Origin of the sequence: Sphingomonas sp. Leaf67, from assembly GCF_001421965.1 — a bacterium.
Lineage (GTDB): Bacteria > Pseudomonadota > Alphaproteobacteria > Sphingomonadales > Sphingomonadaceae > Sphingomonas.
Genome location: NZ_LMLP01000023.1, coordinates 98,648 through 124,966, shown reverse-complemented (window position 1 = coordinate 124,966; position 26,319 = coordinate 98,648). Strand labels below are relative to the sequence as shown.

The following is a 26,319-nucleotide window of genomic DNA, read 5'->3' as shown; positions in this document are numbered from 1 at the left end:
GCCCGATAAGAGTAGCGAGCCGCTGTCGCGGCATGTTCGACCTCCCTACGTCTCCGCGTCTCCGCGCGAAGACTAACCTTCTTCTCTTTGCGTCTTCTCGCCTTCGCGTGAACCCGATCCGGCCGGGCCTATCGCTTCACCGCCCTGTAGGAAAATCATTCCAAGCGCGGTCGATGCCATGGCTGGGGCTGCGGCAACGTGATCGCGTCATGCTGCTCGGGAGACTCGGCGATGGCGCGCAGGCGGTCGAGATCTTCGGGTGTGTCGATGTCGATCAGTTCGGCGGGTGTGGTGATGACATGGCGACCGGCGCGGACCAGATCACGCGCGCCGGCGTCGCCCTCCAGCGATTCGAGGAAATCGAAGCGCCCCTGCCCGAACACGGCAGGCGGACAGGGTTTGGTGCCATCGCTGGATGCGACGACCGCATCGTCGCCCTGTGCGGTGTCGAGCAGGCGATAGACATGGGCGGCCGTGATGCGCGGCATATCAGCCAGCGCGATCACGACACCCTTCGCCCCCGCCGCCCGTGCAGCGCGCAGCCCCAGTTGCACCGATCGCGACATGCCGGCGCCGGGATCGTCGTTGACGATGACGTCGAACCCGCGCGAGGCGAAATCGAGTTTCGTCCCGTCGATCACCGCGATGCGCGCGAGGAACGGGATCGCCTCCAACGCCGTCACGACGTGGAAGGCGACCGGCTTGTGCAGAAACGGTTGCGCCAGCTTGTCGGCGTCGCCGAATCGGCGCGAGCGACCGGCGGCGAGCAGGATCAGCGCGGTGTCTTCAGCGTGCATGGAAGCTCCTGACCATCGCCGCGGCGATCGACAACGCGATTTCGGACGGACCGATCGCGCCGATATCCAGTCCGACCGGGCCGTCGATCCGGTCGAGATCGGCCGGCGCGAAGCCGGCGACGGCAAGGCGTTCGAGCCGGGCGGCATGGCTGCGCCGCGACCCCAGCGCACCGACATAGGCGGCGGGGGACCGTAGCGCCTCGATCAGCGCGGGGTCGTCGATCTTGATGTCGTGGCTGAGCGTCACGACGGCGGTGGCGGCATCGGGCTTGAGCGCGGCCAACGCCTCGTCGGGCCAGCGATCGTCGAGCGTGACGCCGGGAAAGCGTTCTTCGGTCAGGAACCGGGCGCGCGGGTCGATGACGGTGGTGGCGATGCCGAGTTCGCGCGCCATCCCGGCCAGCCCCTGCGCGATCTGCACGGCACCGACGATCAACAGGCGGCGCGGCGGGTCGTAGCGGTTGACGAAACCGTCACCCTCCCCGACCTGCGTCCGGCCACTGGTCAGGTCGGTCGTCAGGGTGACCGCCTGTCCCTCGGCGTTTGCCGCTTCGATCGCGTTGAACAGGGCTGGGTCGAAGTTTTCCGCGTCGACGCGCTGGACCATCACCTCGATCTCGCCGCCGCACGGCAGGCCGACTTCCCACGCGGCGGCATCGGCCACGCCATAGCGTTTGAGTGCAAAGGGCGCGCCGGCGACCACGTCGGCGGCCGTGGCGAGGATATCGCTTTCCACGCAACCACCCGATACCGATCCTTCGAACCGACCGTCTTGATGCACCAGCATGTGGCTACCGCGCGGGCGGGGCGCGGACCCCCAGGTCGAGGTGACGGTGGCCAATGCCAGCGGCGCTCCGGCCCAGTCGCGGGCGGCGGTGAGGACGGAGTCGTTGTCGGCCATGTCGTTCCGATGTTGGGCGTTTTCGTCGGCGAGTGTCAGCAAGATAGGTTCTGGCTCCCCTTTCTGAAAGGGAAGGGGTTGGGGGTGGGTCGGCCGATGGTTGCGGGGTATCGTTTCCTCGCAGGCCAACCCACCCCCCCGCCCCTTCCTTTCAGGGAGGGGAGACCCCGGATCAGATCACGTCGAGGACCAGCCCGCGCGCCTTCGCTTCCTCCGCGCCGATATACCAGTTGGCCGGGGCCTTCTGGACCAGTTCGTCGAACGACACCTGCGACCCGGCGACGATATCGCGGAAACCCTCTTCCTCGATCTCGACCGACGTTTCGATCTCGTGCAGCTTGGCCTTCAGCGTCGCGACCAGCATCTTCAGCGGGCCGGACAGTTCGAGGGTGCTGGTCATCTGCCGTTCGTGCAGCATCAGACGGGTTCCCTTGGTCAGGAAGCGTTTGTCGACCGGGAAGGCTGACATGAAGGTGGAGCCGGCGGAATAGACGGCGACCTTGCCGAGGAACAGCGCCTCGCGGCCGGTATAGTCGCGCAGCAGGCGGATATCGTCGCCCATCGCGCGCGCGACTTCGGGATCGCCGCCGAGCGTCGAGATCGACACGACGAGCGGGCCGTCGGCGGGGGCATTCTGCATCTGGTTGCGAAAACTCTCGTACATCGCATGGTCGACGGGACCGGCGAGATGGACGTGCGGGCGGGCAAGCAAAGGATAATCGTTGACGTTGGTATCGGGCATAACGGGTGTTCCTGTATTGGTCGGCGGCGAAACCGAAAGCGCGGGGTAATGTTCCGGATTTTCGCGAATTGATTTCAGGCGGTCCGGAAGAAGCAAGTCCGGGAGTTGGCGCGGCAGAGGTCGCACGCACGGACTATAATCTTCCTCGTCACCCCTAAGCTGATCCGAAGTCCCGCTATTTTCAGTGTCGGAACTGGAAGCGTCGCCCCGGATCAAATGCGGGGCGACGATCGTGGAACAGGTTGTGACCGGTCGACTGGCGCACAGCGCGCGCACCTCCCCGCGACCCTTCGGCCTTCTCGTCGTTGCAGCCGCGCAAATGAAGAGGGCGACCGGTTCGCACCGATCGCCCTCTTCGTACCTTTCAGAAAAGCGGGATCAATATACCCGCTTCTTCGGCTTGATATAGTCGATCTCGTCGGTGAGCGTATAGTCGTGGACCGGGCGATAATCGATCGCGGTCATGCCGCCATTGCCGCCCCAGCCGTCGAACGACGCGATGGAGTGCTTCATCCAGTTGGCGTCGTCGCGATCGGGGAAATCCTCGTTCACGTGCGCGCCGCGGCTTTCCTTGCGGTTCTGCGCCGACCGCATCGTGACCATCGCCTGTGCCAGCAGATTGTCGAGTTCGAGCGTCTCGACCAGATCGGTGTTCCAGATCAGCGAACGGTCGGTGACGTTCACGTCGGCGAACGACCGGTAGATGTTCTCCATCATCGTGACGCCTTCGTTCAGCAGCGCGTCGTCGCGGAACACGGCGCAGTGCTTCTGCATCGTCTTCTGCATTTCGAGGCGGATCTGCGCGGTCGGCTTGCTGCCGCTGGCGTTACGAAACTTGTCCAGCCGCGCGAGCGCGAGGTCGGCGGAATCCTTGGGCAGCGGCTTGTGCGGGGTGTTGGACTTCAAGGTCTCCTTGAGGCGCAAACCGGTCGCACGGCCGAACACGACCAGATCGATCAGCGAGTTCGAGCCGAGCCGGTTGGCGCCGTGCACCGACACGCAGGCCGCTTCGCCGACCGCGAACAGGCCGGGTACGATCGCATCGGCGTTGCCGTCCTTGATCGTCACGACTTCGCCGTGATAATTACAGGGGATGCCGCCCATATTGTAATGGACCGTTGGGGTCACTGGCAGCGGCTGGCGCGTCAGGTCGACGCCGGCAAAGATCTTGCCGGTTTCGGTGATGCCCGGCAGGCGTTCGGCCAGCACCTTGGGATCGATATGGTCGAGATGCAGGAAGATATGGTCGCCGTCCTTGCCGACGCCGCGCCCTTCGCGCATTTCCATCGCCATCGACCGGCTGACGACGTCGCGCGAGGCGAGGTCCTTGGCCGAGGGGGCGTAGCGTTCCATGAACCGCTCGCCGTCCTTGTTGGTCAGATAGCCGCCCTCGCCGCGCGCACCCTCGGTGATGAGCACGCCCGCGCCATAGATGCCGGTCGGGTGGAACTGCACGAATTCCATGTCCTGCAGCGGCAGGCCGGCGCGCAGCACCATGCCGCCGCCGTCGCCGGTGCAGCTGTGCGCCGAGGTGGCGGAGAAATAGCAGCGACCGTAGCCGCCGGTCGCCAGCACCACCGAATGCGCGCGGAAGCGGTGGATCGACCCGTCTTCCATGCACAAGGCGATCACGCCGCGGCACACGCCGTCTTCCATGATCAGGTCGAGCGCGAAATATTCGATGAAGAAGTCGGCGTCGTACTTCAGCGACTGCTGGTACAGCGCATGGAGCATGGCGTGGCCGGTACGATCGGCGGCGGCGCAGGTGCGCTGTACCGGCGGGCCTTCCCCCATATTCTGCATATGACCGCCGAAGGGACGCTGGTAGATCGTCCCGTCCTCGTTGCGGCTGAACGGCACGCCGGCATGTTCCAGTTCGATCACCGCCGCCGGGGCTTCGCGGACCATATATTCGATCGCGTCCTGGTCGCCGAGCCAGTCGGAACCCTTGACGGTATCATACATGTGCCACGACCAGTGGTCGGGGGAGTTGTTGCCGAGCGATGCGGCGATGCCGCCCTGCGCCGCCACGGTGTGCGACCGGGTCGGGAACACCTTGGTGATGCAGGCGGTCTTGAGACCGGCTTCGGCAATGCCCATGGTGGCGCGCAGCCCCGAGCCGCCCGCACCCACGACGATCGCGTCATAGGTGTGGTCGATGATCTTGTAAGCGTCGGTGGCCATTATTCGGGCGTCCCGGTGAAAGCGATACGGAGGATCGAGAAGGCGGCGAGCAGCCAGCCGGCGCCATAGACGAGGTTCAGCACGACCAGCGCGACGACACGCGTTTCGTCATGCTGGTAATCCTCGATCACGGTCTGCAGGCCCATCTTGGCATGGTAGAAGACCGACGTGGCGAGCAGGAGCAGCGGCACCGCACCCCATGCCGACGACACCCAGGCGTAGACCGTGTCATAGTCATAGCCCGGCAGGATCGCGATCGACAGCACCAGCCATACCATCAGAACGAGGTTGGAGACCGCGGTCAGCCGCTGGTGCCAGAAATGATGTGCGCCGGCCTTTGCCGATCCGAGGCCGCGAACGCGACCGATGCTGGTTCCATTACCCATTACTGCTTCCCCACCAGCAGCCACGCCCACAGCGCCGCCGTGGCGCAGACGGCGAAGACGATCGTCGCGATCGCCGTCCTGCGATTGCCGTTCAATTCAAAATTGGCGCCGATATCCATGAAGAAATGACGCACGCCGTTGCCGATATGCTGGAACAACGCAAAGCTGAGGCCGATGCCTACGACATAGCCGACCACCGCGAACGGCCCGGTGAACCACGACAGGAACCGCGCATAGCTGTCCTGGCCGCCAGCCAGCGCCGCCAGCCACCACACGAACAGCGCAAGGCCGACCGTCCCCATCGCGACGCCGGTCGCGCGGTGCAGGATCGACACCAGCATGTTGGGACCCCAGCGCCAGATCTGTAGATGCGGCGATGTCGGGCGGGCTTTCGGGCGGACCATGGCCAAGTCGGGCATTCCTCAGGCAGTGCGACCGCGCGGCAGATGCGGTCTTCCAGCGATTGTGGTCTATCTACGCACCGCGCCCGCCGATGCAAGTGTGCATCCGCGAAACGGGCTTTGCGCAAGGGGTTGGTCAACGGACTGTTAACGCCTGACCGGCTATTTACGAATCGGCGCATCGGTTCCGACAGGCCGGCCTGCGCAGGGGAACAGGGGATTCGCAACGTGGCGACGAAGACACTTCCGGCAGCAGAGAGCGTCAGCCGTACGATCGATTTGCGGGAACGCCTTCGCCTTTTCAACATCTCGTCGGCCGATGTCGACGCCGCGCGCGCCCTGTGGAGCGTGATCGAACCCGAGGCGCGACTCGTCGCCGCCGCGCATTTCGACCAGTCGCAAAAGGTCGGCGGGCGCGAGAGCATGATGAACGATTACGAGCGGATGCTGGAACTGGGCGTCGCCTATCTGCGCAACCGCTTCACCAACCTGACCGGCATGGCATGGGTCGAATCGTGCGAGCGTACCGTCGCCCGCGCCTTTTCGAACGAAGTGCCGCTGACCGCGATCCTGTCGATGGGCGATGCGGGGGCGCGGGCGCTGCTCGACGTGCTGCGGCGCGGTATCGCCGACGAAACGGCGTTCCGCGATGCCGCCGAGTTGCTGTTCCGGCTACGCTCGGTCGAATGCGAAATGTTCGTGTCGCTCTACAATGCCTATTCGCATTACGACCTGCAGGAATCGCGCGACCGGCTGGCACATGAATTCCGCGACAATATCGGATCGACGGTCGAACGCGCCAGCCGCGAGAGCGACGCGTTGCGCGGCCATGCCGTGCGCACCTCCGCCAGTGCCCGCGGGATGCTGGGCAAGGCGTCCGAAGTCGCCGCCGCCGCCGAACAGTCGGCGGTCGCGATGCGTGAGGCGGCCGCTACCGCCGCCGGGCTGATCCGCGCGATCGAGGATGCGCGCACCGAGGTCGAGGCCGCCGCCGAGATCGCGACGCGCGCCTCCGGACAGGCGGGCACCGCCGTCGGCATGTCGGAAACGCTGTCGGACCATGCCAAATCGATCGAATCGATCCTCGGCCTGATCCGCGACATCGCCGGTCAGACCAATTTGCTGGCACTGAACGCGACGATCGAGGCAGCGCGCGCCGGCGACGCCGGACGCGGATTCGCGGTGGTCGCACAGGAGGTGAAGAGTCTCGCCAGCCAGACCGCACGCGCCACCGACGACATCGCCGCCAAGATCGCGGCGATCCAGGCGGCGACCCGATCGACCGTCGAAACCAACGCATCGATCCGCGCCACGGTGAGCGAGGTGCAGGAAAGCGCCAACCGCATCCGCAGCGCGATGGAGGTGCAGGCGCAGACGGTGACCGCGATCACCGCCGCCGTCGATGAAACCGCGCTGGCCGCCGATTCGATGTCGTCGACGATCGCCACGATCCGCGAGGACACCGAAACCGTCGCGTCGGAAATCGACCGGGTCGGCGAAGGGTTCAACTCGCTCGACGGCGAACTGGGATCGCTGAAGGCCAGCGCGGTCGATTTCATCGCCAAGGTCGCGGCATAAGACCGACGACCGCAACGGCACCGACGACCGCCCGTTGCTCCCTGCCCCGCCCCCGCCTACACGGCGGGGCATGGCTCATATTCTCCTGACCGGCGGATCGCGCGGGATCGGTGCGGCGATCGCCGATCGCCTGCGCGACGCCCACACCCTTGCCGTCCAGTCGACCGCCGGCGACCTTGCCGCCGACTTCGCCGATCCCGCCGCGCCGGGCGACCTGTGGCGGCGCGCGCTCGACCGGCTGGACGGGCGGGTCGATATCCTCGTCAACAATGCCGGCGTGTTCGAACCGAACCCGATCGACCGGTCCGACGACGAATGGGTCGCGGGCTGGGAGCGGACGCTGCGCATCAACCTGACTGCCGCCGCCGAACTCAGCCGGCTGGCGGTGCGCCACTGGCAGGATCGGGGCATCCCCGGCCGGATCGTCAACATCGCCAGCCGCGCCGCACACCGGGGCGATTCGCCCGCGCACTGGCATTATGCCGCGGCCAAGGCCGGCATGGTGGCGATGACCAAGACCATTGCCCGCGCCTATGCCCGCGATCGCATCCTCGCCTTCGCCATCTGTCCCGGTTTCACCATGACCGGCATGGCCGAGGACTATGTGGCGAGCCGCGGCGGCGACAAGCTGCTGGCCGATATTCCGCTCGGCCGGGTGGCGATGCCCGACGAGGTCGCGGTGATGGCGGCATTCTGCGCGACCGAGGCCCCCGAATCGATGACCGGCGCGGTGCTGGACGTCAACGGCGCGAGCTATGTGCGATGAGCTGGAAACTGACCCTGCCGTGCACCCGCGCCGAAGCCGAGGCGATCGACGCAGCGCATGATTTCGGGATCGACCCCGCCCCGGTGCTGATGACGACCGAGACGGTCGAGGACGATACCGAGACGTGGCGGCTCGACGCCTATTTCGAGGTGGAGCCCGATGCCGCCGCCATCGCCGCGATCGTCGCGCTGGCCCCGAGTGCCGCCGGACAGGTGCCGCGGATCGAGGCCCTGGGCGACGAGGACTGGGTGACGATGAGCCAGGCGGGGCTGGACCCGTTGTCGGTCGGGCGCTTCTATGTCCACACCGCGGCGCAGGCGGGCGACGTGCCGCCGGGCAAGCGCGCGTTCCTGATCGATGCGGGACGCGCCTTCGGCACCGGGCATCACGAGACGACCAGCGGGTGCCTGGCGATGCTCGACCGGTTGGCGGACCGGACGTTCGTGAACGCGATCGATCTGGGGACCGGCACCGGGTTGCTCGCGTTCGCGGCGCGCGAATTGTGGCCGGCGGCGCGGGTGATCGCGACCGATATCGATCCGGTGGCGATCGACGTGACCGCCGACAATGCGCGGCTGAACGAGGTTGATCGGGTCGAACTGGTGGTCGCCGACGGCGCATTGTCGGATGCGATCACCACGGCGGCACCCTATGACCTGCTGATCGCGAACATCCTCGCAGGGCCGCTGATGTCAATGGCGCCGGAGGTGGCGGCGATCGCCGCGCCGGGGGCGACGATCGTGCTGGCCGGGCTGCTGGAGACGCAGCGGGCGGACGTGGTCGGCGCCTATGCGGTCTGCGGCGTTACGCTGGCGGAGGTCGACCGGCGGGGTGACTGGAGCGTGTTGCGGCTGACGGCGGGGGCGGAGCGGTTCGTGCCGACCGAACCGATCGATCCGAAGGGGCGCGACGGCTGGGCTTTGGATCTGTAAAAGATCCTCCCCGGCACGGGGAGGATTTTATGTCTTTGACCTCGCATACTCCTGCGTGCCGCGGGTCAGCACCACATCCTCGGGCAGTACTTCGTCGACCGCGATCTCCTGCTGCCCGGCGATCGAGTCATACACCGGCGCAAAGTCGGTCTCGACGGTCAGGCGCAGCAGTTCGTCGAAGCTCGGGATGACGAAATAGGTCTGCTGGAAATCGTCGATCCGGTAATCGGTGCGCATGACGCGCGGCAGATCGAGCAGGATCCGGTTGGGGCTGGGATCGTCGAGCGAGAAGCGGGTTTCCGATGCGCTCGACACGATGCCCGCGCCGTACATGCGTAAGGCCCCCGCCTCCTGCACCAGCCCGAATTCGACGGTGTACCAGTAGAGCCGCGCGAGTTGCTTCAGCGACCCGAGTTCGAGCGCGCGCAGGCCCCCGCGACCATAGGCCGCCAGATAGTCGGCGAACACCGGATCGGCGAGCATCGGCACATGACCGAACACGTCGTGAAAGACGTCGGGTTCCTGAAGATAGTCGAGCTGGTCGGGCCGGCGGATGAAGTTGCCGGCGACGAAGCGGCGATTGGCCATGTGGGTGAAGAACACGTCGTCGGGCACCAGCCCCGGCACCGCGACCACCCGCCACCCGGTCAGCACCTCCAGCCGGTCCGACAGCTCCTCGAAATCGGGAATCCCGGATTCGGACAGTTTCAGCGCGTCCAGCCCGCGCAGGAACGCGTCCGATGCCCGGCCGGGCAGCAATTGCATCTGCCGCGCGAACAGCGTGTCCCACGTGGCATGGTCCTGCGCGCTATAGGCGTCCCAGCCCTGCGGGATCGTCCAGTCGGCATTGGCACCCTCGGGCGGGCGGTCGAGTACATGGGTATCGCTGGCCATCCGACCATAGTAGCATGGGGAACGATGCTACGGAAATGGTCCCTTCGACTGTCGGGTTTGCTGGGCGGCATGCTGTTGTTCGTGCTGGGGTACTGCATCGCCGGGCTGATCGGCGGCGCGATCCCGGGCGGATCGGGCGAGCTTCCGCCGCAACAGGGCATCCGCATCTATGTCGAGGATAACGGCATCCATACCGGCATCGTCTTGCCCAAACATGCCGCCGGCCAGTCGTTCGACGATGTGGTACGTGCCGGCGATCTGGCCGACCCGCGCTATGCCGGCCATGGCTGGCTGTCGATCGGCTGGGGCGAGCGCGCCTTCTACCTCGGCACGCCGACCTGGGCCGATGTCAGCCCGGTCACCATCCTTGCCGCCGCGACCGGCAGCGACGCGGTGGTGCTGCATGTCGGGCATCTGCCCGAACCGAAGGGCGAGTCGGGGGTTTATCCGGTCACGCTGTCGCCCGACCAGTATCGGCGGCTGGTCGCGGCGATCCGTGCGAGTTTCGCGCAAGGGCCATCCGTACACGGCTATGGCCCGTCCGATGCCTTTTACGCGGCGCGCGGGCGGTACAGCGCGGTGCATACCTGCAATGCGTGGACCGGCGCGGTGCTGCGGGCGGCGGGGGTGCCGATGGGGGCGTGGACGCCGTTTCCGGTGACGGTCACGGCATGGCTGTGACCATGCTCGCCCCGCCCCCGATCGGCCGTTTCGTGATTGAGACGCCGCGCGCCGCGATTGCGCTGGCGGGGGTGCCGTTCGGATGGCGGCGGGCGCTGGCGGGCGCACCACGGGCGGGCGGCGAGCCGGTGATGCTGTTGCCCGGATTGTTCAACAGCGACCGGTCGAACACGATCCTGCGCCGCTATCTGCGCGCGCTCGGCCACGACGCGCATGGCTGGGAACTGGGGCGCAATTTCGGACAGCGCAGCATCGGGCCGGACGCGGGCGACCTGTTCGCGCGCATCGATGCCGTCGCGCAGGCGAGCGGACGGCCGGTGGCGCTGGTCGGGGTCAGTCTGGGCGGAATCATGGCGCGGCTGGCAGCGCATCGCCGGCCCGATCTGGTCGAACAGGTGGTGACTGTCGCCAGCCCCTATGCCGGGCCGGCGCGCTCGACCCATGTCTGGCGGCTCTATGAATGGATCAGCGGCGAGTCGGTCGACGATCCCGCCGTGCTGGCGCTGGCCGAAGAGGTCCGCCGCCCCCTGCCCGTTCCCGCCACCGCGATCTGGAGCGCCAGCGACGGGCTGGTCAACGGCATGGGCTGCCATGTGCCCGGCGAACCCGGCTGCCGCGCGGTCGAGGTCGTGAGCAGCCATTATGGCGTGCAGACCCGGCTGGTGGTGCTGCGCGCGGTGGCGGAGGCGCTGGCGGGGAATCGGTGAGATCGTACTCCCCTCCCTGACAAGGGAGGGGAGTTAACGCGACTCAATCGCCGTCCCGCTCGCGAAGGCGCCGTGCCTCTTCCTTGCGCATCTCGCGGCCCTCGCGGGCTTCCTTCTTGCGCATCTTGCGGCCGTAATTGCGGTCGGCCTCCGACTGGCTGGTCGTCGTCCAGTCGATCACCTGCGCACCGGCGCGAACCGGCGCGGTCGCGACGTTCCACACCGTGCTGACACAGCCCCCGGTCAGCGGCGCCAGCGCCAGCATCACCCACCCCAATCGCATGCACCGTCCCTCAATATGGTTTGTCGCGTACCTGCGCCCCGATTAGCGGGAAATCGGTGAAGAAACCATCGACACCGGCGGCGACCGCATCGGCGATTTCCTGCCTCACCCGGCCATGCGCCCCGTGTCCGCCGGCCACGCGATAGGATTCGGGCAGGAAGACATTCTCGGCACGATAGGTCCATGGGTGGACGCGCAGCCCCGCGACATGCGCGTCATGGACCAGCGGCTTGCCCCCTGCGACCATCGACTTGTTCGGCCCGATCCCGAAGGCATAGGTCGCGACCGCCTTCAGCCCCGCAGGCGTCGCCATCGTCGCATAGCTGTCGACGGCGTGGTCGGCCGGGCCGCCCTCGGCATCCATCAACTGGATCAGGCGGATGCCGGTCAGTTTCCTCAGCGCCTTCAGATTGTTCACCTCGAACGACTGGATGAACACCGGTGCCTTCGCACTGTCCCAGCCGGCAGCGCGCAGTTCGGCGACGAGACGCACCTCCATCGCATGGCCGATCGACGCGAAATAGGTCGGATGCTTGGTTTCGGGATAGATGCCGATCGTCCGCCCGGTCGCCGCGGTGGCGCGCTTGGCAAGCGCGATCACCTCGGCCAGCGTCGGGATCACTTGCTGCCCGTCATAGCGGGTATTGCCGGGGCGCAGTTGCGGCAGGCGTTCCTTCGCCCGCAGCGTGCGCAGTTCGGCGAGCGTGAAATCCTCGGTGAACCAGCCGGTGACCCGCTGGCCGTCGATCGTTTTCGTCGCGCGGCGGGCGGCGAATTCGGGGTGGGCGGCGACGTCGGTGGTGCCCGAAATCTCGTTTTCGTGCCGGGCGACGAACACATCGTCCTTCGTCAGCACCAGATCGGGTTCGATGAAGTCCGCACCCTGTTCGATCGCGAGTTCATACGCGGCGAGGGTATGTTCGGGGCGCGATCCGCTGGCACCGCGATGCGCGATGACGATCGGCGTGGCGTCGATCGGTCGTTCCTCGGTCATCGTGCCCATCCCCAGCATCGCCAGCAAAACCGACCCTAACATCTGCGATCCTTTCGCAACAGGAAACCGTTTCGACGGCGAACGTTAGCCGATGTGACCAACGGAGCGCCGACCCATGCATTTCACCATCAACGGCCAGCCGCATCAGGCGGAGGTGGACATTCGCACCACCCTGCTCGACCTGCTGCGCGAACATCTTTCGCTCACCGGCAGCAAGAAGGGCTGCGACCATGGCCAATGCGGGGCGTGCACCGTGCTGGTGAACGGCCGCCGCATCAATTCCTGCCTCACGCTCGCCGTGATGCATCAGGATGACGAGATCGTGACGATCGAGGGGCTGGGCACGCCCGAAAAGCTGCACCCGTTGCAGGCGGCGTTCGTCAAGCATGACGGATTCCAGTGCGGATATTGCACACCCGGACAGATTTGTTCGGCGGTCGGCATGCTCGACGAGGTCGAGAAGGGCTGGCCAAGCCATGTCAGCGCGGACCTCGACGATCCCGATTTCACCGACGACGAAATCCGCGAACGGATGAGCGGCAATCTGTGCCGCTGTTCGGCCTATCCCAACATCGTCGACGCGATCCGCGAAGTCGCCGACGCCAAACTACCTGCGCAGGCGGAGGCGGCAGAATGAAACTGTTCGATTATGCGAAGGCCGACAGCGCCGAAGCTGCCGTCCGCGAGGGTGCGGGGCGCGACACGAAGTTCATCGCCGGCGGGACCAACCTGCTCGACCTGATGAAGTTGCAGGTCGAAACGCCTGCACGGCTGGTCGATATCAGCCGCCTGCCGCTGAACGATATCGAGGAGATCGACGGCGGCGGCATACGGATCGGGGCGCTGGTGCCGAATTCGGACCTTGCGGCCGACCCGATCATCCGCGAGCGGTACGAAGTGCTCAGCCGCGCCTTGCTGGCCGGGGCGTCGGGGCAGTTGCGCAACAAGGCGTCGACCGGTGGCAACCTGCTGCAACGGACGCGCTGCTATTATTTCTACGAAACGGCGGCGCGCTGCAACAAGCGGGTGCCGGGATCGGGCTGCGACGCGCAGGAGGGCTTCAACCGCATCCTCGCCGTGCTCGGCACCAGCGAGAAGTGCATTGCGACCCATCCAAGCGACATGGCGGTGGCGATGCGCGCACTCGATGCAACGATCGTGACGCTGGGCAGCGATGGCGAGCGGCGACGCATTCCGATCGGCGATTTCTATCGCCTGCCGGGCGACACGCCCGATATCGAGCATGTGCTGCGCGCCGGTGAACTCATCACCCATGTCGAATTGCCGCCGGCACCGGCGGGCAAGCAGACCTATCGCAAGGTCCGCGACCGCGCCTCCTATGCGTTCGCGCTGGTTTCGGTCGCCGGGATTATCGCGGTCGAGGACGGCAAGATCGCCTCGGCCCGCCTTGCGTTCGGGGGACTCGGCCCGATGCCGTGGCGCAACGAAGCCGTCGAGAACGTGCTGGTCGGGCAGGCCCCGTCCGATGCGCTGTTCGGGCAGGCCGCCGAACTATTGCTGCAAGACGCCAAGGGCTTCGGCAGCAACGACTTCAAGATTCCTCTGACCCGGCGCACGCTGATCGCGACGCTGCGGGAGTTGACCGCATGACCACCAACGCACTCCGCATGGACAAACCGGTCGAGAACAGCCTGCTCGACTCGAGCGTACAGGGCATCATCGGCAAGGGGATCGAACGGATCGACGGTCCGCTGAAGGTCGCCGGACAGGCCACCTATTCGGCCGAGTACGATTTTCCGAACCTTGCCTACGGCTTCCTGGTCCGCGCAACCTTTCCGGCGGGCAAGATCACCTCGATCGATGCCGAGGGGGCGAAGGCGCTGCCCGGTGTGATCGACGTCGTCGTCGACCTGAAGACCTTCATCCGCAACGCCCAGCAGGGCGGTGAGACCGGAGCCCCGACGCAAGGGGTCAAGGACGTCGCCTATTTCGGCGAACCGGTCGCGATCGTCGTCGCCGAAAGCTATGAGGTCGCGCGCGACGCCGCGCAGCTGGTGACGATCCGCCATGACCCTGCCGAGGGCGTCTTCACCTTCGACGATCATGTCGACGACGCGATCAAACCGCCCCCCGGATCGATGCCGCCCTATCACAGCCAGGGCGATCTGGATCAGGCGATGGCCGACGCCGCCTTCACGGTCGACGATGTGTGGCGCACCCCGTCGCAGAATTCCGCGGCGATGGAGCCGCATGCCTCGATCGCGGTGTGGGACGATGACGGGCTGACGCTCTACGGTTCGTTGCAGATGCCGTCGTCGGACAAGCAGCAGCTCGCCAAGTCGCTGGGCGAGCGCCAGTCGAAGGTGCGGATCGTCGCGCGCTATATCGGTGGCGGCTTCGGGTCGAAGCTCGGCATCTCGCCCGACACCGTCGCGACCGCGCTGGCGGCGAAGGCGGTCGGGCGGCCGGTCAAGACGGTGATGACCCGCCAGCAAGTGTTCGACGCGACCGTGCGCCGGTCGAACACGCAGCAGCGCTTCCGCCTTGCCGCCGATGCCGATGGCAAGCTGACCGGGATCGGGCACGAAACGCTGTGTTCGAACCTGCCGGGCGAAGGCTATTTCGAACCGGCCGGACAGGCGACGCAATTCCTGTATGGCGGCGAGAACCGGATCATCAAACATGATGTGGTCGAACTGAACCGGACCCTGTCGGGATCGATGCGGGCACCGGGCGAGGCGGTCGGGCTGCTCGCGCAGGAAAATGCGATGGACGAACTGGCCGAACAGATCGGCATCGATCCGGTCGAATTGCGCCGCCGCAACGATCCGGCCAAGGACCCGCAGAAGGACGTGCCCTTTTCGACGCGGTCGCTGACCCGCTGTCTCGATGCGGGCGCAAAGGCGTTCGGCTGGGATCAGCGCAACAAGACGCCCGGTGGCAAGCGCGACGGCGACTGGCTGATCGGGCAGGGTATGGCAGCGACGACGCGCACCAACATGCTGCAACCCAGCGAGGCGCAGGTGTCGATCGGTCCCGACGGGCGGGCGATGGTCGAAACCGACATGACCGATATCGGCACCGGCACCTACACCATCCTCGCCCAGATTGCGGGCGAAATCCTCGGCCTGCCGGTCGAACGGGTGGCGGTGCATCTGGGCGATACCAATTCGCCGCCGGGTGCCGGGTCGGGTGGTTCATGGGGTGCGGGCAGCAGCGGGTCGTCGGTCTATCTCGCGGCGCAGGCGCTGCGCGAGAAACTGGCCGAGGCGATGGGCGTCGAACCCGACGATCTGACGCTGAAGGACGGCCATGCCATCGCCGGCAACCGCCGGGTCGCGATCGGCGAACTGGTCGGCGACGGCATCACGGCCAAGGGGTCGATCGAGCCGGGCAAACAGGAACAGGAAACGACGCAGGCCGGCTATGGCGCGCATTTCTGCGAGGTGAAGGTGCACGCCGTCACCGGCGAGGTGCGGGTGACGCGCTGGCATTCGACGTTCGAGGCGGGACGCATCCTCAATGCCCAGACCGCACGGTCGCAGTGCATCGGCGGCATCGTGTTCGGCATCGGCACGGCGTTGACCGAGGAACTGGTCCATGACGATCGCGACGGGCGCATCGTCAACCACGACCTCGCCGAATATCACGTGCCGGTCCATGCCGACATTCCGCACATGGATATCGTCTTCCTCGACGAGCGCGATCATCATGCCAATCCGTTGCATGCCAAGGGGATCGGCGAACTGGGGATCGGTGGCGCGGGCGCGGCGGTGACCAACGCGATCTATAACGCGACCGGCATCCGGATGCGCGACTATCCGGCGACGCTCGACAAGCTGCTCGAAGGATTGCCGGCGGTCTAAATCCTCCCCGCTCGCGGGGAGGGGGACCAGCCGCAGGCTGGTGGAGGGGGAGCGCCTCGCAACGCCACGGCAGCGTAGGCGGCCACCCCCCTCCACCACCGCTACGCGGCGGTCCCCCTCCCCGTACCGGGGAGGAATAACCGTGGTTTTTCCCTTGTTCGCATTTGCGGCATCCCCACCTGTCATGTATCTGACGCGCAGACCGGGCGGTCTTGCCGCCCCACAAGCCGAACCGAGCGAGCACCATGGCCGAATTCCGTTTGCCCAAGAACAGTCGCATCCAGAAGGGCACGACCCACACGTCGTCGACCTCGGGCCGGATCAAGAAATTCAAGGTCTATCGCTACGACCCCGATTCGGGTCAGAATCCGCGCTACGACGATTTCGAGATCGATCTCGACGAATGCGGGCCGATGGTGCTCGACGCGCTCATCAAGATGAAGTCGGAACAGGACCCCTCTCTCACCTTCCGCCGGTCGTGCCGTGAAGGCATTTGCGGATCGTGTTCGATGAACATCGACGGCCGCAACGGCCTTGCCTGCACCACCGCGATCGAAGATATCAAGGGCGATATCCGCATCACCCCGCTGCCGCACATGGACGTCATCAAGGATCTGGTGCCGGACTTTACCCATTTCTACGCGCAATATGCCTCGATCAAGCCGTGGCTACAGACCGTGACCCCGGAACCTGCCGGCAAGGAACGGCTCCAGTCGCCCGAGGACCGCAACAAGCTCGACGGGCTGTATGAGTGCATTCTGTGCGCGTGCTGCTCGACCTCGTGCCCCAGCTATTGGTGGAACAGCGACAAGTTCCTCGGGCCGGCGATCCTGCTCCAGGCCTATCGCTGGCTGGCCGACAGCCGCGACGAAATGACCGGGGAGCGTCTCGACGAACTCGAAGATCCGTTCCGCCTGTATCGTTGCCACACGATCATGAACTGCGCGAACGTGTGCCCCAAGGGGCTGAACCCGGCCAAGGCGATCGCCGAGATCAAGAAAATGGAAGTCGAGCGGATCATCTGATCGCTCGTGCCTTCCTGTTTCCTCCCCGTTCGGTTCGAGCAGCTTCGAGCTTGTCGAGAAGCGTCCGTCGAGAACGACGTTGATGCGGCCACCGCCTTCTCGACTTCGGTTCTCGACAAGCTCGAGGCAAACTGTGTTGGCGTGATAGGGGCCGGTGAATGACCGTCCTGACTCGTTACGACAGCCTCGTCACCGCCGGCGAATTGCGCCCCGACCCCGAACAGCGCGCCGCGGCGCAGCGCCTGTCGCGGCTTGCCGCCGAACTCGATTCCCCCCCAAAGCGCGGGCTGTTCGCACGGCTGACCGGCCGCGACGCCCCTGCCCCGCGCGGCGTGTACCTGTGGGGTGGCGTCGGGCGTGGCAAGTCGATGCTGATGGACCTGTTCTACGACTGCGTGAACGATCCGGCCAAGCGCCGCGTCCATTTCCATGCCTTCATGATCGAGGTCCATGCCCGCCTGGCGACCGAGCGCGCCAAGGAAGCGGGCAATCCGGTCCCGCCGGTCGCCGAGGCACTGGCGAAGGACCTGAAGCTGCTCGCCTTCGACGAAATGGTCATCAACAACACCGCCGACGCGATGGTGCTGTCGCGGCTGTTCACCGAAATGATGACCCACGGCGTGACGATCGTCGCGACATCGAACCGTCCGCCGGTCGATCTCTACAAGGACGGATTGCAGCGCGACAGCTTCCTGCCGTTCATCGCGCTGCTCGAATCGAACCTCGACGTGCTGCCGCTGAACGGCCCGACCGATTATCGCCGCGACCGGCTGGGCGCGGTCGATACGTGGCTGGTGCCCAACGGGCCGGTCGCGACCGCGGCGCTGTCGGCCGCGTTCTTCCGCCTGACCGATTATCCCGTCGAGGATCGCGACCATGTGCCGTCGTGCGACCTCGATATCGGCGGGCGAACGCTGCACGTACCCAAGGCGTTGAAGGGCGTCGCGGTGTTCAGCTTTTCGCGCCTGTGCCGCGAAGCGCGCGGCGCGCCCGATTATCTGGAAATCGCGCGGACGTTCCACACCGTCATTCTGGTCGGCATCCCGGTGCTCGGCCCCGACAACCGCAACGAGGCGGCGCGGTTCGTGACGCTGATCGACGCGCTGTACGAATATCGCGTCAAGCTGCTGGCGGCGGCCGACGCGCAGCCCGGCGACCTGTATCCGCGTGGCGACGGACGGTTCGAATTCGATCGGACGATCAGCCGGCTCGAGGAAATGCGGTCGGAGGAATATCTCGCGAAGGGGCATGGCGAGGGGTAGCGCCTGCCGTCATCCATCCTTCACTCCCCATTACAACAGTCCCGTTTGCTTCGAGCGCAGGTTCGAGCCTGTCGAGAACCGAAGTCGAGAAGGGGTTGCCCCGAACAGGTCGTTCTCGACGGTCGCTTCTCGACAAGCTCGAAGCTGCTCGAACCAAACGGGTAGGAAGCTACCGCCGCGCATCCGCCTTCTTCGTCCGCAGCGTCGCCGATGCCGCCGTCGGATCGTCCGGCCACGGATGCCTCGGATAGCGGCCGCGCATCTCCTTCGACACGTCGCGCCACGATCCCGCCCAGAACCCGGGCAGGTCGCGCGTCGTCTGGATCGGGCGTCCGGCGGGGGAGGTCAGGCTGAGCGTCAGCGGCTGGCCCGCCACCATCGGATGGATGGCAAGCCCGAACAGCGCCTGCACCCGCAGTTCGACGCGCGGTCCCCCTTCGGCGGCATAGTCGATCGCATGGCTCGACCCCGCCGGGCTTTCGAAGCGCGCCGGGGCAAGGCGCCGTACCTGCTGCATCCAGTCCCAGCCCGCCACCTGTTCCAACGCGTCGTGCAGCCCGGTCACCGCCTCCAGCCGCCGCTTGCCCGCCAGCAGCGGCGGCAACCACTCGTCGATCGTCGCGGTCAGCGCCGCATCGCCCAGCGGATCGTCCTGCCCCAGCATCGCCGCGACATAGGCCGACCGACGCCGCAACGCGTCCGCCCCGTCCCACGGCAATAGCGACAGGTCGCGGCGCACCGCCTGCGCCAGCGCGGCGACGATCTCGTCCGCCGACGCCGCCGCATCGGGACCGGACGACAGGCGGATCGCGCCCAGCCGCCGCTCGCGCAGCGCGATCACCCCGCGCGTGGCGGGATCGAAGCTGACGCTGCGCCGCGTTTCGATCCGGTCGCCGAACAGTTGTTCGACGGTCGCCTGATCGATCGCGACCGCCGACAGGATGCGCGCGCCCGCCGCCTGTCCCTGCGTCTCGGCGACCGCCAGCCATTCGGCCGATCCGAGCGCCGCCGCCTCCAGCCGGAACCCGCGTCCGCCGACCGAAGCCCAGCGTTCGCCCGACGCATCGCGGCGTTTGGCAATGCGGTCGGGAAAGGCCAGCGCGACGCTGCGGGCGACTGCGTCGGCGGGGGGATCGTCGCGCCTCTTCACCAGCCCCCGCCAGCGGTCGGCCAGCCGCCGCCCGGCATCGGCGCGCTGTCCGCGCTCGCTGCGCCAGCGGCGGCGGCGCTGGTCGAGATCGGTATCGCTGCCGCCCAGCCCCCGTTCGCCCAGCAACACCGCGACCTCCGCCGCCGCCCCGGCAAAGCCCTGCTCGCCCGCACGGATCAGCATATGCGCCAGACGCGGCGACAGCGGCAGCGCGGCGATGGCCAGACCGTGCGGCGTCGGACGGCCGTCCGGATCGATCGCGCCGAGCGTCGCAAGCCGGGCGCGCGCCTCCTCGACCGCGGCGGCGGACGGCGGGTCGAGCCAGCGCAACGTCGTCGGGTCGCTGACCCCCCATTTGCCGCATTCGAGGACCAGCGCCGACAGGTCGGCCTCCAGTATCTCGGCCGGATCGAAGCGCGGCAGCCCGGCGGTGGCGGCGGCTTCCCACAGGCGATAGGCGACCCCCGGCCCCTGCCGCGCGGCACGGCCGGCACGCTGGGTGACGGCGGCTTGGCTGGCGCGCTCGGTCGTCAGCCGCGTCATCCCCGCCGCCCGGTCGTAGCGAGGCCGGCGCGCAAGACCGGAATCGACGACGATGCGGATGCCGTCCAAAGTCAGCGAGGTTTCGGCGATGCTGGTCGCCAGCACGATCTTGCGACGGCCTTGCGGATCGGGGGCGATGGCGGCGCGCTGTTCGGCGGGAAGCAACGTGCCGTGCAGCCGGTGCAGCACCGCGCCGTCGGGCACGACGATGCGTTCGGCCGTCCGCTCGATCTCGGCGACGCCGGGGAGGAAGGCGAGGACACCGCCCTCCGCCTCCACCAGCGCGCGGCGGATCGCGGCAGCGACCGAATCCTCGATCCGCGCCTCGGCGTTACGGCCGATATGGCGCAGGTCGAGCGGGTAGGAACGGCCCTCGCTCTCGATCACCGGCGCATCGTCCATCAGCGCGGCGAAGCGTTCGCCGTCGAGCGTCGCCGACATGGCGAGAATGCGCAGGTCGGGCCTGAGCGCCGCTTGCGCATCCAGCGCGAGGGCCAGACCGAAGTCGCTGTCGAGACTGCGCTCATGCACCTCGTCGAACAACACCGCCGACACGCCGGCCAGTTCGGGATCGGCCTGGATACGCGCGACGAAGATGCCCTCGGTCATCACCGTTACGCGGGTCGCCGCCGACCGCTTGCTATCCATGCGCGTGGCATAGCCGAAAGTCTGGCCGACCGGTTCGTTCGCGGTGGCCGCCATGCGCTCGGCCGCGGCTCGCGCAGCGATGCGGCGGGGGGACAGCAGCAGGATTTCGCTGGTGACCCACGGTTCGGCGAGGAGAGCGGGGGCAACGGCGGTGGTTTTACCCGCGCCCGGCGGGGCGACGAGGACGGCGGAGCTACGGTCGCGCAGCGTCCGGAGGAGTTGGGGCAGGACGGCGTGGATCGGGAGCATGGCGCCGCTGTAGCAATCCTCCCCGCTCGCGGGGAGGGGGACGTAGCGGCGACCGGCGACCTGCCGGGGGCAGGTCGCAGCCGCGAAGTCGGCTCGCGCAAGCAAGCCGCGGGCGAAGCTGGTGGAGGGGGAGCGCGGCGAACGCTGCCGTTGCGTATGCCGACACCCCCCTCCACCATCCTTCGGATGGTCCCCAGCGTCAGGTTGACCATGCCCCGCATGGTCAAGGATCGTCCCGGGGGACGATCCGACCCGACGCTCCGTGCCGGGGAGCAGTTCAGAGGGTGTCGGGGTTGGGACCTAGCCGACCATCCTCGCGGTCCATGGCGTCGATTTTCGCCACCTGCTCGGCCGTCAGCGTCACCGACTGCGCCGCAAGATTTTCCTCGATCCGCGCGCGCGACGACGCCTTCGGGATTACGGCCAGCCCGGCCTGCAAATGCCATGCGAGGATGACTTGCGCCGGGGTCGCGCCGACCTCCTGCGCGATCGCCTCGATCGCCGGATCGGTCAGCAGCGTTCCCTGCCCCAGCGGAGACCAACTCTGCGTCACGATACCGAGCCGTTCATGCGCCGCACGGGCCGCGCGCTGCTGGAAATGCGGATGCAGTTCGATCTGGTTCAGCGCCGGCACGACCCCGGTCGCCTCGACGATCCGGTCGAGATGGTCGGGCGAGAAGTTCGACACGCCGATCGACGCCACCCGCCCCTCCTCGCGCAGCCGTACCAGCGCCTTCCATGTGTCGACATAGCGATCCTCGGACGGCATCGGCCAGTGGATCAGGAACAGGTCAATGCGCGGCAGCTTCGCCGCACTGGCATCGAACGCCCGCAGCGCACCGTCATAGCCCATCGCGTCGCGCCACAATTTGGTCGTGACGAAGATGTCGCGGTCGGCAGTGACTTCGCCGACGCCCGTCTCGTTGGCGTAGAAGGCGGCGGTGTCGATCAGGCGGTACCCGGTATCAATCGCTTCGCGCGACAGGCGGGCAGAATCTTCGGCCGGGACCTTGTAGGTGCCGAAACCGATCGCGGGGAGGCTGCGGCCGTCGTTCAGGGGGAGGTCGGTCATGGGATTTCCGTGCGGTTGGAAGGCGGGAGGTCAAGCGATGAGCGCGTTGAGGTGTTCCCTGCCCGCCCGCAAGAGATGCCGTTCGTGCTGAGTAGGGCCTGAGCTTGTCGAAGACCCGTATCGAAGCACTCTACAGGCGGTCCTTCGATACGCCATTTCGACAAGCTCAACGGCTACTCAGGACGAACGGCGAGATACCCAAGCTCCCCCTGCCCGTTCGGTTCGAGCAGCTTCGAGCTTGTCGAGAAGCGTCTGTCGAGAACGGTTCGTTCGGGGCAACCCCTTCTCGACATCGGTTCTCGGCGGGCTTGAACCTGCGCTCGAAGCAAACGGATTTGCAGGAAATGCGTGGAGGCGTTGAGGGGTACGTTACCCCGTCGGCCGTCCGTCCGAATCCATCAACACCTCACGCCGGCCAACATGGTCGGGCCGCGATACCAGCCCTTCCTTTTCCATCCGCTCGATCAGCCGGGCCGCCGAATTATAGCCGACGCGCAACTGACGCTGGAGCCAGCTGGTCGATGCCTTCTGGCTTTCGGCCACCAGCTGACATGCCTGACGGAAGGTCTGTTCCTCCGGCGAATCGTCGCCGGTGGGGGCACCGTCGAGGCTGAAGCCGGCATCGCCCTCCGGCTCGTTGACCACCGCGTCGATATAATCGGGCGCGCCCTGCGACCGCCAGAAATCGGACACCGCCTGCACCTCGTCATCGCTGACGAACGGCCCGTGGACGCGCGCCAGCGCCTTGCCGCCGGGCATGTAGAGCATGTCGCCGCGCCCCAGCAGCTGTTCGGCCCCCTGTTCGCCGAGGATCGTGCGCGAATCGATCTTCGACGTGACGTGGAAGCTGATCCGCGTCGGCAAATTCGCCTTGATGACGCCGGTGATGACGTCGACCGAGGGGCGCTGCGTCGCCATGATCAGGTGGATGCCCGCCGCGCGCGCCTTTTGCGCCAGACGCTGGATCAGGAACTCGACTTCCTTGCCCGCCGTCATCATCAGGTCGGCAAGCTCGTCGACGATCACCACGATCTGCGGCAGCGGCGACAGGTCGAGCGTCTCTTCCTCATAGATCGGCGTGCCGTTTTCGGCGTCATACCCGGTCTGCACCTTGCGCCCCAGCTTCTGCCCCTTGGCGATCGCCGCGCGGACCTTTTCGTTGAAGCTGGCGAGGGAGCGGACGTTGATCGACGCCATCATGCGATAGCGGTCCTCCATCTGCTCGACCGCCCATTTCAGCGCGCGCACCGCCTTGGGCGGGTCGGTAACGACATCGGCCAACAGGTGCGGGATGCCGCGATACATGCTGAGTTCGAGCATCTTCGGATCGATCATGATCATCCGGCACTGGTCCGGGGTCAGCCGGTACAGCAGCGACAGGATCATGCAGTTCAGCCCGACCGACTTGCCCGAACCGGTGGTTCCCGCGACCAGCAAATGCGGCATGGGGGCAAGATCGGCGACGACCGGATCGCCGGCGATATTCTTGCCGAGCACGATGGGGAGCTGCGCATTCTGGTCGGCGAACGCCTGGCTGGCGATCAGTTCGCGCAAGGACACCGTCTCGCGCCGCTGGTTGGGCAATTCGATGCCGATCACCGTGCGGCCGGGGATCGTCGCGACGCGGGCGGAGATCGCCGACATGTTGCGGGCGATATCGTCGGCCAGCTGGATGACGCGGCTGGCGCGGATGCCGGGTTCGGGCTCCAGTTCGTACATGGTGACGACCGGGCCGGGGGCGACCTTCACCACCTGCCCCTTCACGTTGAAGTCGTCGAGCACACTTTCGAGCAGGCGCGAATTGCGCTCCAGCGCCGCCTTGTCGATCGCCGGGCCGCTCGATTCGGGCGGGGGTGCCAGCAGGTCGATCGACGGCAGCGCGAAATTGTCGCGCCCCTCGCTGCTCGCCGGGCGCGGCGCGCTGGCGAGCGCAGGCGATGCGGCGCGATCGGCGATGACCGGCGGCGCGCGATGGTCGGGTTCGGCGATGCGGCGCGGCTGCGGCCGGGCGGGTGCCTCGTCCTCATCGGGTTCGGCGACGTACGCGCTGGGCGCGACGTCGAACGGCGCGTCGTCGTCATAGGCGATCTCGCCCGTCCCGGCATCGACGCTCCGCGCGCGCCGTTCGAATTTGGGCATGCGGAACGTGCCGTCGGGAATCTCGATCGTCAGCCCCTTGGCCCAGCGCCAGATGCCGAACAGGCCGGTCGCCAGCGCCACGACGCGAACGATCCAGATTTCGATCTCCGGCTGGCCGATCAAATGGATCAGCCCCTGCACCGCCGACGCGACGCTCCAGCCGATCACCCCGCCATAGCCGGCGGGCAGCGACAATATCGCCTCGCCCGACACGAACGCCAGCGTCGTCCCCATCGCCAGCACCCCGATCAGGCAGTCGCGCACCATCTGCGGCCACGGCCCGACGGCCACGTCGCGCCACAGCCGGACGCTGACGATCAGTCCCAGCGGCAACAGCATCGCCACCGGCACGCCCAACACCGTCAGCAACAGGTCGGCCAGATGCGCGCCGGGCGATCCCAGCTTGTTGGCGATCGGACCGCCCGCCGCGGTGCTGAACGACGGATCGGCCGACGAATAGCTGGCCAGCGCGACCGCGATCAGCAACATCGCCGCGAACAGCAACGTCGCCCCGATCATCGCGCCGCTGCGCCTCACGCCCGCCTTCATCGCGTCGCGCCACAACATCGGCTGCGCGTTCGTCGCCATTCGTTCCACCCTTGTTCGATACCGGCCCGATGTGCGCCGCCGCGACCATTGCCGTCAAGGCGGCGTTGCGGTGAACCGCACCACACCTTAAATCGCTGGCAACACAGGTTACGGATGGGACGGGTTTCATGGCACAGGCGGACGTCATCATCCTCGGCGGCGGGCTGGTCGGCAGCACGCTGGGCGTGTCGCTGGGCGTCCATGGCCTCACCTCGATCATTCTCGATCCCGCCGACCCGGCGGTGACGCTGGCCCCCGGGTTCGACGGGCGCGCCTCGGCGATCGCCAGCGCGTCGCACCGCATGTTCGAGGCGATCGGCATCGCCGACGGGCTGGGCGACGAAGGCTGCCCGATCGCGGCGATCCGCGCGACCGACGGGCTGGCGCCGGGCAAGCTCGATTTCGTCCCCGACGCCGCTGACGATCCGGTCGGCGTCATGTACGAAAACAAGCGGCTGCGGCAGGCGATCTACGACGCGGCGGTCGCATTGCCGCTGGTCGATCTGCGCTACGAGGATCATGCGATCGACGTCCGGCGCGAGGCGCACGGCGTGACGGTCACGACCGCGAACGGCGACACGCTGACCGCGCCGCTGCTGATCGCCGCCGAGGGCCGCAATTCACCGACGCGAGAGGCGTCGGGCATCCGCGTCGCGCGCTGGAGCTACGACCATGCCGCGATCATCACCACGCTGGGCCATGCGGAAAGCCACGAGAACATCGCCTATGAGATTTTCTACCCGGCGGGTCCGTTCGCGATCCTGCCGCTGAAGGACGACGACCACGGCCATCGCTCGGCGATCGTATGGACGGTCGATGCGAAGGACCGTCCGGCGATGCTGAAGCTGTCCGACCGCGCTTTCCTTGCCGAAGCGTCGAAGAAGATGGGCGGTTTCCTTGGGGCGTTGTCGAACCTGTCAGCGCGGTCGAGCTATCCGCTCGGCTTTCACCACGCGGCGCGGATCACCGCCGAACGGCTGGTGCTGGTCGGCGACGCGGCGCACGGCATCCATCCGATCGCGGGACAGGGGCTGAACCTCGGGCTGCGCGACGTCGCGGCGCTAACCGAGGTGCTGGTCGAGGGCAAGCGCACCGGCCTCGATCTCGGCGATCCCTATCTGCTCGAACGTTATCAGCGCTGGCGCGGGCTCGACACCTTCGCGGTGGCGCTGGCGACCGACGGGCTGACCCGGCTGTTCGGCATTCCCGGCAAGACGGCGAGCGCAGTGCGCCGCTTCGGCCTGTCGGCGGTCGATTCGATCCCGCCGCTCAAAGCCGTGTTCATGGCCGAGGCGCGCGGCGAGACGGGCAAGCTGCCGAAATTGTTGCAGGGAGTGACGGCGTAGGGGGCGCTGTTCCCGAAGCCGCACGTCACCCCGGACTTGATCGATACCGCTGCGAAAGCCGCCAGCTTAGCCAAACACTCGCCGTACCCCCGCGCAGGCGGGGGTCCAGAGCCAAGCAGAACACCGGTCTGCGCTTGAGACCCTGGGCCCCCGCCTGCGCGGGGGCACGGCCAGGCGGGATTGGCGTGGTCCTTTCGCGCAGATCTTGATCCAGCCGGCAGTGA

23 protein-coding genes are annotated in these 26,319 nt (G+C 67.0%); 11 read left to right on the top strand and 12 right to left on the bottom strand.

Annotated elements, in window-relative coordinates; translation table 11 throughout:
• Positions 1-155 precede the first annotated feature (155 nt).
• From ASE90_RS16500 to sdhC, 6 genes are all read right to left on the bottom strand, one after another.
• Positions 156-797, bottom strand: coding sequence for an NTP transferase domain-containing protein (locus ASE90_RS16500; protein ID WP_056003368.1), 642 nt, complete (start codon positions 795-797; stop codon positions 156-158).
• A complete protein-coding gene (locus ASE90_RS16495; RefSeq protein ID WP_056003620.1) occupies positions 787-1,698 on the bottom strand; it encodes an XdhC family protein in 912 nt (303 codons plus the stop codon). The genes ASE90_RS16500 and ASE90_RS16495 overlap by 11 nt, the downstream gene beginning before the upstream one ends.
• 172 nt (positions 1,699-1,870) lie before the next feature.
• On the bottom strand, positions 1,871-2,440 hold the full coding sequence (locus ASE90_RS16490) for an ATP-dependent Clp protease proteolytic subunit (protein ID WP_056003365.1): 570 nt from the start codon (positions 2,438-2,440) through the stop codon (positions 1,871-1,873).
• A gap of 378 nt (positions 2,441-2,818) precedes the next feature.
• On the bottom strand, positions 2,819-4,624 hold the full coding sequence (gene sdhA / locus ASE90_RS16485; protein WP_056003362.1) for a succinate dehydrogenase flavoprotein subunit: 1,806 nt from the start codon (positions 4,622-4,624) through the stop codon (positions 2,819-2,821).
• The gene (gene sdhD, locus ASE90_RS16480) at positions 4,624-5,010 is read right to left on the bottom strand and encodes a succinate dehydrogenase, hydrophobic membrane anchor protein (protein ID WP_056003359.1); all 387 of its coding nucleotides are present in this window, start codon (positions 5,008-5,010) and stop codon (positions 4,624-4,626) included. Before sdhD ends, sdhA begins: the two co-directional genes overlap by 1 nt.
• A complete protein-coding gene (gene sdhC, locus ASE90_RS16475; RefSeq protein WP_082449901.1) occupies positions 5,010-5,420 on the bottom strand; it encodes a succinate dehydrogenase, cytochrome b556 subunit in 411 nt (136 codons plus the stop codon). Before sdhC ends, sdhD begins: the two co-directional genes overlap by 1 nt.
• A gap of 219 nt (positions 5,421-5,639) precedes the next feature.
• Between sdhC and ASE90_RS16470 the strand changes: the two genes are divergently transcribed.
• The 3 genes from ASE90_RS16470 to ASE90_RS16460 all read left to right on the top strand — a co-directional run bounded on the left by ASE90_RS16470 (position 5,640) and on the right by ASE90_RS16460 (position 8,687).
• Positions 5,640-6,989, top strand: coding sequence for a methyl-accepting chemotaxis protein (locus ASE90_RS16470; RefSeq protein ID WP_056003353.1), 1,350 nt, complete (start codon positions 5,640-5,642; stop codon positions 6,987-6,989).
• 70 nt (positions 6,990-7,059) lie between these two features.
• Entirely contained in the window at positions 7,060-7,755 is a 696-nt protein-coding gene (locus ASE90_RS16465; RefSeq protein ID WP_056003350.1) for an SDR family NAD(P)-dependent oxidoreductase, read from the top strand.
• The gene (locus ASE90_RS16460; RefSeq protein WP_056003346.1) at positions 7,752-8,687 is read left to right on the top strand and encodes a 50S ribosomal protein L11 methyltransferase; all 936 of its coding nucleotides are present in this window, start codon (positions 7,752-7,754) and stop codon (positions 8,685-8,687) included. Before ASE90_RS16465 ends, ASE90_RS16460 begins: the two co-directional genes overlap by 4 nt.
• Before the next feature lie 27 nt (positions 8,688-8,714).
• Here ASE90_RS16460 and phhA read toward each other — a convergent pair whose 3' ends face one another.
• Positions 8,715-9,581, bottom strand: a complete 867-nt coding sequence (gene phhA / locus ASE90_RS16455) for a phenylalanine 4-monooxygenase (RefSeq protein ID WP_056003343.1) — start codon at positions 9,579-9,581, stop codon at positions 8,715-8,717.
• A 24-nt stretch (positions 9,582-9,605) separates the two neighbouring features.
• Between phhA and ASE90_RS16450 the strand changes: the two genes are divergently transcribed.
• Together ASE90_RS16450 and ASE90_RS16445 are read left to right on the top strand one after the other, a co-directional pair.
• Positions 9,606-10,262 (top strand): TIGR02117 family protein, encoded by a 657-nt coding sequence (locus ASE90_RS16450; protein WP_235531886.1) that lies wholly within the window; start codon positions 9,606-9,608, stop codon positions 10,260-10,262.
• Complete coding sequence (locus ASE90_RS16445) at positions 10,253-10,969, top strand: GPI inositol-deacylase (RefSeq protein WP_235531885.1); 717 nt, start codon at positions 10,253-10,255, stop codon at positions 10,967-10,969. The genes ASE90_RS16450 and ASE90_RS16445 overlap by 10 nt, the downstream gene beginning before the upstream one ends.
• A 43-nt stretch (positions 10,970-11,012) precedes the next feature.
• Here ASE90_RS16445 and ASE90_RS16440 read toward each other — a convergent pair whose 3' ends face one another.
• Together ASE90_RS16440 and ASE90_RS16435 are read right to left on the bottom strand one after the other, a co-directional pair.
• On the bottom strand, positions 11,013-11,234 hold the full coding sequence (locus ASE90_RS16440; RefSeq protein WP_414889397.1) for a hypothetical protein: 222 nt from the start codon (positions 11,232-11,234) through the stop codon (positions 11,013-11,015).
• Positions 11,235-11,262: 28 nt separating this feature from the next.
• The gene (locus ASE90_RS16435; RefSeq protein WP_414889395.1) at positions 11,263-12,264 is read right to left on the bottom strand and encodes a glycerophosphodiester phosphodiesterase; all 1,002 of its coding nucleotides are present in this window, start codon (positions 12,262-12,264) and stop codon (positions 11,263-11,265) included.
• Positions 12,265-12,361: 97 nt separating this feature from the next.
• Here ASE90_RS16435 and ASE90_RS16430 point away from each other — a divergent pair, with 97 nt between their 5' ends.
• The 5 genes from ASE90_RS16430 to zapE all read left to right on the top strand — a co-directional run bounded on the left by ASE90_RS16430 (position 12,362) and on the right by zapE (position 18,360).
• On the top strand, positions 12,362-12,883 hold the full coding sequence (locus ASE90_RS16430) for a 2Fe-2S iron-sulfur cluster-binding protein (protein WP_082449887.1): 522 nt from the start codon (positions 12,362-12,364) through the stop codon (positions 12,881-12,883).
• Positions 12,880-13,857, top strand: a complete 978-nt coding sequence (locus tag ASE90_RS16425) for an FAD binding domain-containing protein (RefSeq protein WP_056003330.1) — start codon at positions 12,880-12,882, stop codon at positions 13,855-13,857. The genes ASE90_RS16430 and ASE90_RS16425 overlap by 4 nt, the downstream gene beginning before the upstream one ends.
• A complete protein-coding gene (locus ASE90_RS16420) occupies positions 13,854-16,073 on the top strand; it encodes a xanthine dehydrogenase family protein molybdopterin-binding subunit (protein WP_056003328.1) in 2,220 nt (739 codons plus the stop codon). Before ASE90_RS16425 ends, ASE90_RS16420 begins: the two co-directional genes overlap by 4 nt.
• Before the next feature lie 245 nt (positions 16,074-16,318).
• Complete coding sequence (locus ASE90_RS16415; protein ID WP_056003325.1) at positions 16,319-17,098, top strand: succinate dehydrogenase iron-sulfur subunit; 780 nt, start codon at positions 16,319-16,321, stop codon at positions 17,096-17,098.
• Positions 17,099-17,256: 158 nt separating this feature from the next.
• Positions 17,257-18,360 carry a cell division protein ZapE gene (zapE, locus tag ASE90_RS16410; protein WP_056003322.1) on the top strand — a complete coding sequence of 368 codons (1,104 nt, stop codon included), beginning with the start codon at positions 17,257-17,259 and terminating at the stop codon, positions 18,358-18,360.
• Between the two features lie 169 nt (positions 18,361-18,529).
• Here zapE and hrpB read toward each other — a convergent pair whose 3' ends face one another.
• The 3 genes from hrpB to ASE90_RS16395 form a co-directional block, all read right to left on the bottom strand.
• Positions 18,530-20,950 (bottom strand): ATP-dependent helicase HrpB, encoded by a 2,421-nt coding sequence (gene hrpB / locus ASE90_RS16405; RefSeq protein ID WP_056003319.1) that lies wholly within the window; start codon positions 20,948-20,950, stop codon positions 18,530-18,532.
• A gap of 277 nt (positions 20,951-21,227) precedes the next feature.
• Positions 21,228-22,022 (bottom strand): aldo/keto reductase, encoded by a 795-nt coding sequence (locus tag ASE90_RS16400; protein ID WP_056003316.1) that lies wholly within the window; start codon positions 22,020-22,022, stop codon positions 21,228-21,230.
• A 369-nt stretch (positions 22,023-22,391) separates the two neighbouring features.
• The gene (locus ASE90_RS16395) at positions 22,392-24,749 is read right to left on the bottom strand and encodes an FtsK/SpoIIIE family DNA translocase (RefSeq protein WP_056003313.1); all 2,358 of its coding nucleotides are present in this window, start codon (positions 24,747-24,749) and stop codon (positions 22,392-22,394) included.
• Positions 24,750-24,877: 128 nt separating this feature from the next.
• Here ASE90_RS16395 and ASE90_RS16390 point away from each other — a divergent pair, with 128 nt between their 5' ends.
• Complete coding sequence (locus tag ASE90_RS16390) at positions 24,878-26,095, top strand: UbiH/UbiF/VisC/COQ6 family ubiquinone biosynthesis hydroxylase (RefSeq protein WP_056003310.1); 1,218 nt, start codon at positions 24,878-24,880, stop codon at positions 26,093-26,095.
• Positions 26,096-26,319: the final 224 nt, after the last annotated feature.

Bases quoted from the DNA above. Each gene is read 5' to 3' on its own strand.
- ASE90_RS16500 (WP_056003368.1), bottom strand. From the start codon at position 797: ATGCACGCTGAAGACACCGCGCTGATCCTGCTCGCCGCCGGTCGCTCG.
- ASE90_RS16495 (WP_056003620.1), bottom strand. From the start codon at position 1,698: ATGGCCGACAACGACTCCGTCCTCACCGCCGCCCGCGACTGGGCCGGA.
- ASE90_RS16490 (WP_056003365.1), bottom strand. From the start codon at position 2,440: ATGCCCGATACCAACGTCAACGATTATCCTTTGCTTGCCCGCCCGCAC.
- sdhA (WP_056003362.1), bottom strand. From the start codon at position 4,624: ATGGCCACCGACGCTTACAAGATCATCGACCACACCTATGACGCGATC.
- sdhD (WP_056003359.1), bottom strand. From the start codon at position 5,010: ATGGGTAATGGAACCAGCATCGGTCGCGTTCGCGGCCTCGGATCGGCA.
- ASE90_RS16465 (WP_056003350.1), top strand. From the start codon at position 7,060: ATGGCTCATATTCTCCTGACCGGCGGATCGCGCGGGATCGGTGCGGCG.
- ASE90_RS16460 (WP_056003346.1), top strand. From the start codon at position 7,752: ATGAGCTGGAAACTGACCCTGCCGTGCACCCGCGCCGAAGCCGAGGCG.
- phhA (WP_056003343.1), bottom strand. From the start codon at position 9,581: ATGGCCAGCGATACCCATGTACTCGACCGCCCGCCCGAGGGTGCCAAT.
- ASE90_RS16450 (WP_235531886.1), top strand. From the start codon at position 9,606: ATGCTACGGAAATGGTCCCTTCGACTGTCGGGTTTGCTGGGCGGCATG.
- ASE90_RS16445 (WP_235531885.1), top strand. From the start codon at position 10,253: ATGGCTGTGACCATGCTCGCCCCGCCCCCGATCGGCCGTTTCGTGATT.
- ASE90_RS16440 (WP_414889397.1), bottom strand. From the start codon at position 11,234: ATGCTGGCGCTGGCGCCGCTGACCGGGGGCTGTGTCAGCACGGTGTGG.
- ASE90_RS16435 (WP_414889395.1), bottom strand. From the start codon at position 12,264: ATGCTGGGGATGGGCACGATGACCGAGGAACGACCGATCGACGCCACG.
- ASE90_RS16430 (WP_082449887.1), top strand. From the start codon at position 12,362: ATGCATTTCACCATCAACGGCCAGCCGCATCAGGCGGAGGTGGACATT.
- ASE90_RS16425 (WP_056003330.1), top strand. From the start codon at position 12,880: ATGAAACTGTTCGATTATGCGAAGGCCGACAGCGCCGAAGCTGCCGTC.
- ASE90_RS16420 (WP_056003328.1), top strand. From the start codon at position 13,854: ATGACCACCAACGCACTCCGCATGGACAAACCGGTCGAGAACAGCCTG.
- ASE90_RS16415 (WP_056003325.1), top strand. From the start codon at position 16,319: ATGGCCGAATTCCGTTTGCCCAAGAACAGTCGCATCCAGAAGGGCACG.
- zapE (WP_056003322.1), top strand. From the start codon at position 17,257: ATGACCGTCCTGACTCGTTACGACAGCCTCGTCACCGCCGGCGAATTG.
- hrpB (WP_056003319.1), bottom strand. From the start codon at position 20,950: ATGCTCCCGATCCACGCCGTCCTGCCCCAACTCCTCCGGACGCTGCGC.
- ASE90_RS16400 (WP_056003316.1), bottom strand. From the start codon at position 22,022: ATGACCGACCTCCCCCTGAACGACGGCCGCAGCCTCCCCGCGATCGGT.
- ASE90_RS16395 (WP_056003313.1), bottom strand. From the start codon at position 24,749: ATGGCGACGAACGCGCAGCCGATGTTGTGGCGCGACGCGATGAAGGCG.
- ASE90_RS16390 (WP_056003310.1), top strand. From the start codon at position 24,878: ATGGCACAGGCGGACGTCATCATCCTCGGCGGCGGGCTGGTCGGCAGC.